The sequence below is a fragment of the Rhodococcus sp. NPDC127593 genome (assembly GCF_042671975.1).
Lineage (GTDB): Bacteria > Actinomycetota > Actinomycetes > Mycobacteriales > Mycobacteriaceae > Rhodococcus_F.
The window spans coordinates 155377-166503 of record NZ_JBHXWI010000018.1; the positions used below are offsets into that span (position 1 = coordinate 155377).

8 protein-coding genes and 2 pseudogenes are annotated in these 11127 nt (G+C 64.4%); all 10 read left to right on the forward strand.

Annotated features, from left to right (window positions below; all coding sequences use genetic code 11):
- The first annotated feature begins 45 nt into the window (after positions 1 to 45).
- Positions 46 to 837 carry an SDR family NAD(P)-dependent oxidoreductase gene (locus ACFVJ3_RS18750; RefSeq protein WP_378453442.1) on the forward strand — a complete coding sequence of 264 codons (792 nt, stop codon included), beginning with the start codon at positions 46 to 48 and terminating at the stop codon, positions 835 to 837.
- A 198-nt stretch (positions 838 to 1035) separates the two neighbouring features.
- Positions 1036 to 2217: a low temperature requirement protein A gene (locus ACFVJ3_RS18755; RefSeq protein WP_378453443.1), complete on the forward strand. Its 1182-nt coding sequence runs from the start codon at positions 1036 to 1038 to the stop codon at positions 2215 to 2217.
- Between the two features lie 525 nt (positions 2218 to 2742).
- Complete coding sequence (locus ACFVJ3_RS18760) at positions 2743 to 4167, forward strand: aldehyde dehydrogenase family protein (protein WP_378453444.1); 1425 nt, start codon at positions 2743 to 2745, stop codon at positions 4165 to 4167.
- A 40-nt stretch (positions 4168 to 4207) separates the two neighbouring features.
- Positions 4208 to 5320, forward strand: coding sequence for an NDMA-dependent alcohol dehydrogenase (locus tag ACFVJ3_RS18765; protein WP_378453445.1), 1113 nt, complete (start codon positions 4208 to 4210; stop codon positions 5318 to 5320).
- Between the two features lie 63 nt (positions 5321 to 5383).
- Entirely contained in the window at positions 5384 to 5917 is a 534-nt protein-coding gene (locus ACFVJ3_RS18770; protein ID WP_378453446.1) for a cupin domain-containing protein, read from the forward strand.
- Positions 5918 to 6005: 88 nt separating this feature from the next.
- Positions 6006 to 7376: an MFS transporter gene (locus ACFVJ3_RS18775; protein ID WP_378453447.1), complete on the forward strand. Its 1371-nt coding sequence runs from the start codon at positions 6006 to 6008 to the stop codon at positions 7374 to 7376.
- A gap of 79 nt (positions 7377 to 7455) precedes the next feature.
- Positions 7456 to 7722: pseudogene (locus ACFVJ3_RS18780) on the forward strand (alcohol dehydrogenase catalytic domain-containing protein); the annotation flags it as partial.
- A 477-nt stretch (positions 7723 to 8199) separates the two neighbouring features.
- The gene (locus ACFVJ3_RS18785) at positions 8200 to 9690 is read left to right on the forward strand and encodes an aldehyde dehydrogenase family protein (protein ID WP_378453455.1); all 1491 of its coding nucleotides are present in this window, start codon (positions 8200 to 8202) and stop codon (positions 9688 to 9690) included.
- Positions 9691 to 9717: 27 nt separating this feature from the next.
- Positions 9718 to 10557, forward strand: a complete 840-nt coding sequence (locus ACFVJ3_RS18790; RefSeq protein WP_378453448.1) for a mycofactocin-coupled SDR family oxidoreductase — start codon at positions 9718 to 9720, stop codon at positions 10555 to 10557.
- A gap of 129 nt (positions 10558 to 10686) precedes the next feature.
- Positions 10687 to 11127: pseudogene (locus tag ACFVJ3_RS18795) on the forward strand (hypothetical protein); the annotation flags it as partial.

Below are 11127 nucleotides of genomic sequence, written 5' to 3' on the forward strand. Positions count from 1 at the left end.
TGGTTGCGGTTCGCAATCCGCGACAAGAGCACTGGAGGTAGTGAGATGGTTGCCGGTTCAGAGGCCGATATGGATGGCAAGGTTGCGCTGATCACCGGAGCCACCAGCGGCGTGGGGCTCGAGACCGCCGTGCGGCTGGCCAAGCGCGGTGCGACAGTGGTGGTGAATGGTCGGTCGGCTGAGCGTGGCAAGGATGCGATGGATCGGTTGCGCGAGGTCTCCGATCAGGTGCGATTCGAGGCGGGTGACTGCAGTGACTACGACAGCATCGCCGAGGTAGCCGGCCGGGTGGTGCGTGACTTCGGGGCCATCGACATCGTGGTCAGCGCCGGGGCGCAGGGGGAGTTCGGGCCTACGCCGTTCGCCGAGATGACCGGCGACCAGCTCCAGCGGGCCTTCGCGTCGCGCTTCTTCCCGCGGATCTACCCCGTACACGCTGCGGTGCCAGGCCTGCGCGTCCGTGGTGGCGCCGTGGTCATGTTGACGACAGATGCGGCACGGACCCCGACCTCCGGTGAATCCATCATGGGCGCCGCGGGCGCTGGGGTGATCCTCCTGACGAAGACACTCGCGAAGGAATTCTCGCGCTGGCAGATTCGAGTCAACGGCGTTGCCATGACGATTACCTCGGGTACGCCGTCCTGGGACCGGATCTTCGCCACCGAGAGCTTCCAGCAGAAGCTCTTCGACAAGGCATTGAAGCGATTCCCGGCAGGTCGCCCGCCGGCGGTCGAGGAAGTTGCCGACGCAGTCACATTCCTCGCTTCCGACGCGGCCGGCCAGATCACGGGACAGACACTCTCCGTGAACGGGGGACTGTCCTTCGGTGGTTGGTGAACCAGGACGCGTCCGTATCTCCACAGACGGGATGCGGCGCGGGGCACAGTCGGTGGGTTAGAACGGACTACGCGGTGACAATCACCGTCGCGGCGACCACCGATCTTGGTTGATCGCGTCGGCCGGACAGTTCGCAGGCGAAGATGATAACCCTAGAGACCTGACGGTTGCGACCGGATTCAAGGGAGGGTGCAAACGATGAGGACATCGAAGCCGCGACCCCTGCAACGTGATCCGCACGATCGGCACGTCAGTCCCCTCGAATTGTTCTTCGACGTCGTCTACGTTTTCGGGATCGGGCAGCTGGTGCACCACCTGGTCGAGCATCTCACCTGGACGGGACTGGCGCAGACGCTGGTGCTGTACGTTGCGGTGTTCCTCGCGTGGTCCTACACGTCGTGGGCCGGTTCCCTGACCGACCCCGATCAGTCACCGGTTCGCATGATGCTGCTGGTGATCATGGTGCTCGGACTGTTCATGAACGTCGCGGTGCCGGAGGCATTCGGCGAGGCCGGGTGGTTGTTCGTCGCGACGTACCTCACGATCCAGATCGGACGAACGCTCTGGCTGCTGACCATCGGGCTCGACGACGTCATGCGCCGGCACTTCCAGCGTGCATTGGTGTGGCTCGTGGCCACCGCACCGCTGTGGATCACAGGTGCGGTGGTCGACGGTCCCGCACGATTGATTCTGTGGGGTATCGCGACGGTGATCGACCTCCTCGGCCTCCTGTCCGCACACCCGCTGCCGGGAAAGCGATTCCACTCCGAACGCATCGACTTCGCGGCCGAACATCAATTCGAGCGAGCCCGGCTCTTCTTCATCATCGCGCTCGGGGAGACGGTGCTGACGACCGGATCCGCCGTTGCCAGTGCACCGCTGGAACCGATGACTCTGTTCACCGGTGCGGTCGCAGTGATCGGCACCATCGCCGTGTGGTGGGTGTACTTTCGCCGTTCCGAACCCCGCGCGGTGAGTCAGGTCATTGCCGGCCGGGACCCGGTGAGGACCAGCCGCTACGCGATCAACACTCTCTTGGTGATGGTCGCCGGACTGCTCGCGATCGCGGTCGGGGATGAATTGGTGATCGCGCATCCGACTGGGCACACCGATGCCGTGACCAATGTGTTTCTCTTCGGCGGCCCCTTCCTCTTCTTCGCCGCGCAGACCTGGTACATGCGGTCGGTGATGCGCGAGGTGCCGATGTCGCGTCCGACAGCCCTGGTCGCACTGGTCGTGCTGGCAGTGGCGACCCTGCCCGCACCGCCCTATCTGGCGGGGTGTGCCGCCCTGGCCGTGGTACTCGGTGTCGCGATCGCCGACGGCCGACGGGCGTCGGGCGAGGAGGCACACGCCGCGTCCGTAGATAGCGAAGAATAACCGGGAATCTCCGTACATTCGTCACCCCAACGCCGTGATGGTGCCGCCGCAGAGATGACGGTCGATCCCCGGTCGCGCCGTTCAGCGAGCGCGGCCGTAATCCCACTGTGGGAGTTAAGTTATCCGCGCGATCGCGCTGCCATTTTGCGCGTGCGAACGGCAACCCTCGTTTCTGCATTCTTCTCAACTTCGGTCCCGGTATTGGGCAGGGCATTGGGCAGGGCGCTACAGCCTGGGGCGCTCGGCGCCGCGCGAAGCCTCGTCATATCCGCCAAGAATTTTGCCTGTGCAGCTCGAACGCCGTGCTCAACGGCTACGCCGTGCCCGGTCCCGCCTGTTCGTTGTGACGGTTGACACACCGTCGGCGGCTTGTTAGTTTTGCCGCATCATATTTTATCCATGATGCGGTGGGTGTACTGCGAACGCATGAGCCCCCGTCCGGTCGGAGGTACCTCCTTGACGCCACAAACTCCCTGTCCTGTTCGGCCCGGTGACGCCGACTCCGCGTTGGTCCGCGGAGAATGGTTGCCGTGGATCGATGGGCGTGTCACTGCCCGCGCTGGTCGGAAACTACTGCCCGTCCTGGATCCCGCCACTGACCGGGAACTGGGCATCGTCCATCTCGCGGACGAGGAGGACGTCGATGTTGCCGTGGCCGCCGCGGCACGGGCGTTCGAATCCTGGAGCGAGACCCCTGGCCGTGAACGTGCGCGTCTGCTGTGGGCGTGGGCCGTGCTGATCGAGCGGCACGCGTACGAACTCGCGGCACTCGACGTGCTCGAGAATGGGATGCCGGCGCGACAATCGCTTGCCTACGTGCGCTGGGCCGCAGACACCATTCGTGAAACATCGGGGTGGGCAACCAAACTCACCGGTCTGACCAGCGATCAGGGCCCCGGCCTCTTTGCGCATACACTGCGGGTTCCCGTCGGGGTGGTCGGCACCATCTGCCCGTGGAACGCCCCCGCCGCCGGTTTCCTGCGCCAGATCACACCGGCCCTCACTGCCGGTTGCACGGTTGTCGGGAAACCCTCGGAACTGACCCCGTTCACCGCCTTGCGCGTTGCGGAACTGGCCGCAGAGGCCGGTTTGCCGCCCGGGGTCCTGAATGTCGTTCCCGGTGTCGGCTCGGTGGCCGGCGAGCATCTCGCCCGCCACGACGGGATCGCGCGCATCAATTTCACCGGTTCCACCGCCACCGGGCGCCGCATCGTCGAAGCCTCGGCCACCAACATGAAGCGGATGACGTTGGAGCTGGGCGGAAAGTCCCCCCACATCATCTTCGACGATGCGGACCTGTCGGCCGCGGTCCCGGGTGCGGCGGCCGGCATTTTCATGAACGCCGGTCAGGTCTGTGTCGCCGGTTCACGCTTGTTTGTTCAGGCCGGATGCTACGACGAGGTGGTAGATCGGTTGCAGCAGGAGGCGCTTCGGTTCACCGTCGGGCCGGGGTTCGAGTCGGCCAGCGACATCGGACCCCTGATCTCGACGAGCCAGCGCCTGCGCGTCCAGGGACACGTCGACGGAGCCATCGAGGACGGTGCCACTGTTGTCCTCGGAGGCAGGCCGGCGGATGCGGACTGGAACGTCAACGAGAACTTCTATCAGCCGACGATCATCGCCGACGTCACGCCGGAGATGCGCATTGCGCGCGAAGAGGTATTCGGGCCCGTAGTGAACGTAGTCCGGTTCGGCGACGAGGAGGAGGCGCTCGCGCTGGCCAACGGTACTGAATTCGGCCTGGCCGGCGGGCTCTGGACGCAGAATCTCAGCCGCGCACACCGATTCACGCGCCATGTCCGAGCTGGGATGTTGTGGGTCAACTGCTACGGCGCTTGGGCCACCTCGCTCCCACATTCTGGACAGAAGCAGAGCGGATACGGCGCCAAGTACGGATTCCAAGCCGTCGCCGAACACACCGAAGAACGAACCGTCCTGATGAAGCTCTGAAACTCACTCCACCACTCACCCTTTCGATACGGAGATAGCCATGAAGACCAAGGCCGCGGTGCTGCTCGAAAACAGCACCGAATTCGAGATCCGCGAACTCGACATCGACGAACCCGGAGTCGGCGAGGTGCAGATCAAATTTGTCGCTTCCGGACTCTGCCACTCCGACTTGCACCTGCTCGACGGCGATCTCACCCCCAGATATCCGATCGTTCCAGGTCACGAGGGTTCCGGCATCATCGAAAAGGTGGGGCCGGGCGTGACGAAGGTCGTCCCCGGTGATCACGTCGTATGTAGTTTCATCCCGTCCTGCGGAACATGTCGCTACTGCTCCACCGGCCGACAGAGCCTGTGCGACCTCGGTGCCAACGCCGTCCTCGGCACCTTCCCTGATGGCGGGACCCGCTACCACGGAGATGGCCTCGACTTCGGCAGCCTCTGCATGCTCGGCACCTTCTCCGAACGTGCAACGCTCTCACAGCACTCCGTCGTCAAAGTCGACGACTGGCTGCCGCTCGAGACAGCAGTCCTCGTCGGGTGTGGTGTGCCGACCGGCTGGGGCACCGCGGTCTACGCAGGTGGCGTGCGCGCCGGGGACACCACGGTCATCTACGGAATCGGTGGGATCGGCATCAACGCCGTCCAGGGCGCGGTCAGTGCCGGCGCGAAGTACGTGGTCGCCGTCGATCCCGTGGCGTTCAAGCGCGAGACCGCCCTGAAGTTCGGCGCCACCCACGCGTTCGCGTCGGCGGCCGACGCCGCCGAGAAGATCAACGAGATCACCTGGGGTCAGGGCGCCGATCAGGCTCTGGTCACCGTGGGTGTCGTCGACGAAGAGGTCGTGCAGAACGCGTTCGACGCCGTCGGCAGGGGCGGCGTCGTCGTGGTCACCGGCCTGGCGGCACCGGAAAAGCTCACCGTTCACGTGTCGGGTGCCGTGCTGACGAAGTTCGAAAAGACCATCAAGGGGACCATGTTCGGCTCCGGTAACCCGCACTATGACATCGTCCGGCTACTCCGCCTCTACGACAAGGGCGACCTGAAACTCGACGAACTCGCCACCAAGAACTACCGCCTCGAAGACATCAACCAGGGATTCCGGGACCTGAAGGACGGCAAGCTGATACGCGGCGTCATCCTCCACGACCAATAGAACCGAACGTTATTGCCCTACCGGAGATTTCCTCACAACCACAATTCGAGAAAAGGAACACCCATGCCTTCCGACCACAAGCAGTTCCAGGCGCGGCGCGTCGTGTCCGGCGTCAACGGCGACGGAAAGTCCACGATCGTGCTGGACGAGAACACCGCCACCCGTGCCGTCACAGACGGATTCACCGTCGCCGACGTCTGGCAGGCCGACACCATTCCGGCGCCGGTAGATGCGAAGGACACCCTCGACGGCACCGTCGCTCTGGCACCTCCGGCCGCCGGTGTCGTCGTGCGCCTCGCAACGTTCCCGCCGGACAGCGAGTGGGATGCCGCTGCGGGTTACGAGAGCGCCCTCGGTGACCTGAAAGCTGGCGACGCCTACACCGCCGACGACGCCATCAGCGGACTGCACGTCACCGAGACCATCGACATCGTCACCATCGTGTCCGGCGAGGTGTATGCCGTGCTCGAGGACTCGGAAACGCTCCTGCGACCCGGGGACACGTTTGTCCAGCGCGGGACCAAACACACATGGAGCAATCGGACCGACCGCTCCGTCACATTCGTCGCCACCATGATTCCCGCGACTCGCGATTGACATGTGCCGCCGGGTGGGACGGTCTCGTCCCGCCCGGCCGCACGCCAGCACTCAAGACAGCGAAAAATCGACACGATAAAGGAAGATCATGACGGTATCGCGTGACGGCGAGGGCGCGACCGGCGCACTCGGAATCAGCTCTACAGGTACCCGCCGAAGTCCGAATGTCATCGTGGCCCTCTGCTTCGCCGCGCTGATCTGCGACGGGTACGACTTGGTCGTCTACGGCGCAACGGTGCCATCGTTGCTGGGGTACGAACGGTGGGGTCTCACCGCGATGGAGGCCGGTGCCATCGGCAGTTTCACCCTCGTGGGAATGCTCATCGGCGCGCTCGCGTCTGGGGCGGCCTCAGGACGGTTCGGACCGCGACGGCTCTTTCTCGGATCGATGGTCTGGTTCGCGACTGCGATGGGATTGTGCGCCCTCGCGCCCAGCCCCGAGGTGTTCGGGATCTTCCGATTCATCGGGGGCCTCGGTCTGGGCGGATTCGTCCCGGTGTCCGTCGCGCTGATCATTGAGTTCTCACCTCCTAGCCGGCGCCAGCTCAACAACGCGCTGTCCTGTTGCGGATACTGCCTCGGCGGGATCGCCGCCGCGGTCGCGGGGATCGTCCTACTGCCGGACCTCGGGTTCCGGTGGATGTACGCACTATGCCTCCTCCCGCTGGTCACGGTCTTGCCTCTGGCTTTGCGTTATCTGCCGGAGTCGCCGTCGTATCTCGAGAGCCGAGGACGGGTGAAGGACGCCATTGCGGTCGCCCACGACTTCGGTGTCGAGCGGACCGGTCCGGCGTCGAGCGAGTCATCCGGGTCCGACTCCGCGTCGATGCGCGATCTCCTGAAGCCGACGCACCGGCGTGCAGCCACCCTGTTCACGGTCGCAGCCTTCTGCGGTCTGCTCATGACCTACGGCATCAGCACATGGCTGCCCCAAATCATGAAGCAAGCCGGCTACTCGCTCGGAAGCTCACTGATGTTCCTCCTCGTGCTCAACGCGGGCGCAATGATCGGGGTCCTCATCGCCTCGACCCTCGCCGATCGACTGGGCTCGCGAAAGGTCACGGCAACGGTGCTTCTGCTCGCGGCGGTATCGATCTTGATGCTCAGCTTCCGGATGCCGCTACCGATGCTGTACGTCTTCGTGGCAATCGCCGGCCTGGGGACGATCGGCACCCAGATCCTGATCATGGGATCCGTGGGCACGGTTTTCAGGGGAACCCTGAGGGCTCCCGCAATCGGACTTACTATCGGAATCGGTCGCGCGGGCGCAGTCGTCGGTCCGATCATCGGCGGGTGGATCGCGGCGTCCACGCTCGGCTACCAATGGAACTTCTACGCGTTCTCGGTCTTCGCAGTAATCGGGATGGCGGCGATCCTGATGATCTCCGTCGGACCGTCTCCCCGTGCGGACCGTCCAGGCGCCGCGGAGCGGGTGGACTCGGCGCTTGTGTCGGACTGAGCATGGCTGCGTCCAGGGCCCTCGACACCCGACAACCGATACAGAATCATGGACGGCGGAGCTGGGCAGCGAGGTAGTCATGAACCGAGCAGTGACGGTCAGCCGTTTCGGTGGGCCGGAAGTCATCGAAGTAGTGGAAATTCCGATACCCGAGCCCGGACCCGGCGAGGCGCGGGTCAGGGTGGAGGCGGCCAGCGTGCACCCGGTCGATCTCGAGACCAGGGCCGGACACTACAGCGAGAATCCGGAGCCGGGTAGACGATTGGTGTTGGGCTGGGACTATGCCGGTCGCATCGATGCAGTAGGACGCCACGTCGATTCGAGTCTCGTCGGCACCACCGTAACCGGCTGGCGGTGCTGGTTCGACACACGCGAGGGAACGCAGGCGAACTTCATCGTCGTACCGATCGAATCGGCAACATCCTGCCCGTCATCGCTATCACTCACCGAGTGGACGACCCTGCCGCTCAACGGGAACACAGCATTCCAGGCTCTGGAACTGCTGGGGCTACAGCGAGACGACACACTTGCAATCCTGGGCGCTGCAGGAAGTCTCGGTGGTATCGAGCCCGGAGGTGCGGCTGTGAGCGCGGTCGGGGACCGTCCGGCCAACAGCGAGCTCGACTGGCGGTTCCTGAACGCCCACCCGAATACCGAATACCGATCAGACAGCGGAGCTGGTCCGGATGGCCGAGCGCGACGAAATCGCTCTACGCGTCGCGGGGGCGATTCCGTTCGAGGAAGCGGCAGAGGCACACCGCGCCGCCGCGAGACCGGGAACGCGCGGCCAATACGTATTGACATCCACAGAGAGAAGGTAGAGATGGCCACGGTCGCGCACATGCCGCGAGTGGGAATTGTCGGGGCCCGAGGTTCCGTCGCTCCGGAGTCAGGCGAGTACCTCCCGATCGAGAACCCGGCAACAGGTCAGGTCTGGGCGGAGGCGTTCGAGTCATCGGCCGGCCACGTCGACGAGGTCGTCACGGCCGCCGGGCAGGTCTTTCGCGAAACGTGGCGGGACATGGCCCCCGACGAGCGGGGCCGGCTCGTCCGCCGCTGGGCCGAGCTGATCGCCGAACGGCGTGACGAACTCGCAGACCTCGAGTGCGATGATGTCGGACACCTGCGACGAGAGGCACTCGGCGACGTCGACGGCGGAGCCCGCTGGCTGACGTACTACGCGGGAATGGCCGACAAGATCGAGGGACGATCGTTCGCGCAGTATCCGGACCGGGTCGCGTACCAGGCGCGGGAACCGTACGGCGTCGTGGCCGGGGTGAACCCGTTCAACGGCAACCCGATGATGTTCGGCTGGAAGGCCGGACCGGCGTTGATTGCAGGAAACTGCTTCGTACTCAAGGCGCCGGAAGTTGCGCCGCTGTCGTCATTCCGGATGGCGGAACTCGCGCTCGAGGCAGGGATTCCGCCGGGCGTGGTCAATGTGGTCACCGGGCGGGGGGAGGTGACCGGTCGCGCGCTGACCGAGCATCCGGAGATCGGAATGCTCGTGTTCACCGGTAGCCCAGAGGCATCCCGGGCGGTCATCGCGCAATCTGCCGCGACCATCACGCCGCTGAGCCTCGAACTCGGCGGTAAGAGTGCCGTGATCCTGCTCGAGGATGCCGATCTCGACACGGCGATTCCGTCGATCCTGCATTCGAACTTCGTCAAGAGCGGACAGAGTTGCGCCGCGGGATCGCGCATTTTCGTGCCCGACACGTTGTATGACGAGGTGGCGGGTCGGATCGAGTCGCTTGCCCGGTCGATCCGGGTAGGTCATCCACGCGATCCGGCGTCGGAGATGGGTGCCTTGATCAGCCATCGGCAACTCGAGCGGGTGGACTCGATTGTCACGTCCGCTGTCGGCCAGGGCGCGACCCGGCTTGCGGGCGGCTACCGAGCGGACGAGGGCGCTCTGGGTGAGGGCTACTTCTATCGGCCCACGGTCCTCATCGACGTCGCCGATGACAACATCGTCGCCAGCACAGAGGTTTTCGGTCCGGTCGCCAGTGTGTTGCGGTACTCCGACATCGATGAGGTCCTTGCCCGGGCAAACGGTGCACGGATGGGTCTGACGGCCCAGATCTGGGGCAATAATGCGCGCGCCATCCAGTATCTTGCCCGGAATCTGGAAGCTGGCACCGTGTGGGTGAACACCTATCGAGCCATCCATCCGACCATTCCATTCGGTGGGATGAAGGAAAGCGGATACGGCCGCGAGAACGGATTCGACGCGATCGATCTCTATACGCGATCGAAGGCCGTGGTGTGGGACCTGAATGAGGAACGAACCCTCCCATACAGCACTTGCTGACGATAGCTTCCGAAGAGAGGACGACGAGTGATTTCTGAGCACGGCCGAGTTGCCGACAAAGTAGCCCTCGTGACCGGAGCGGCGCGGGGGCAAGGCCGTAACCATTGCCTTCGGTTGGCGGATGAGGGCGCGCGCATCATCGCGCTCGACATTTGCCGGGACATCGACACGATCCCGTACTCGCTCGGCTCCGCGACTGACCTCGACGAGACCATCTCATTGGTGGAAGAGCGAGGTGGCCAAATCTTTGCACGAGCCGCGGATGTGCGGGATCGCGAGGAGATCACGGCCGTCGTGGATGCAGGCGTGGCACGGTTCGGTGCCCTGGACATCGTGAGCGCCAACGCGGGTGTCATGTCACCGGCCAAAACGCTCGAGTTGACCTCGGAAATGTGGCAGGACCTGCTCGATGTCAATCTGGTCGGTGTCTACAACACCTGCGCCGCCGCGGTACCCCATCTGATCGCCGGCAAGGGCGGGTCCATCGTGCTCACCAGTTCGTGCTCCGGTCTACGTGGCACCCCCAATTTGGCCCACTATTCGGCGGCCAAGCACGGCGTCGTGGGATTGATGCGCACCCTCGCAAGAGAACTTGCCCCTGATTTCATCCGGGTGAACACCATCCACACCACCGTCGTCCCGACGGGAATGGGATTGAGCGATGCTGTCTTGGAACTGTTCCGACCCGACCTCCCCCGGCCGACGGTGGAGGATGCGCGGGCCGGGTTCGCCCTCCAGAACCTAATCCCCGTGCCGTGGGTGGAACTCGACGACGTCTCGAATGCGCTGCTCTTTCTGGCTTCGGACGAGTCGCGGTACATCACCGGGGTGGCGCTGCCGGTCGACGCCGGCTCGATGGAGAAATGAGAAACGGTCAGGCAGTCAACCGATGCCTGGCGTCTCGCGCTCCGCGAGACATACAAAACACCTGAATCAGCGACGCCGGAGCGGGTGCCACGACAAGCGACCATCCCGGCAACATAGGAGTGAATTTCCGTGACCGAGGACACCAAATCGAACGAAGTGATCGACGGCCTGGCCGACTTCTTCGCCACGTCGTACCGAACGCCGATCTTTCGGCGCCCCGACGAGGTCGGGCTGAACTACGAGGACGTCTTTTTCCCGTCGCTCGACGGTGTTCCACTCGAGGGCTGGTTCATTCCAGCCGACTCCGACCGGCTGGTGATCTGCAACCACTTCATGCCGGGAAATCGCTACGGTTACCCCGGCCACCTGGAGCCGTGGAAGAACTTCGGCGGGTTCGAGGTCAGTTTCCTGCCGCAGTACAAGGCGCTTCACGATGCGGGCTACAACGTGCTTGCATACGATCTGCGCAATCACGGCATCGTGGCCCTCGGGATCGACCTCGACGGGCACAAGCACCCGCTCGCGCTGGTCGAAGGTGCCACCGAGAACGCCACCGTCGTCACCGACCTG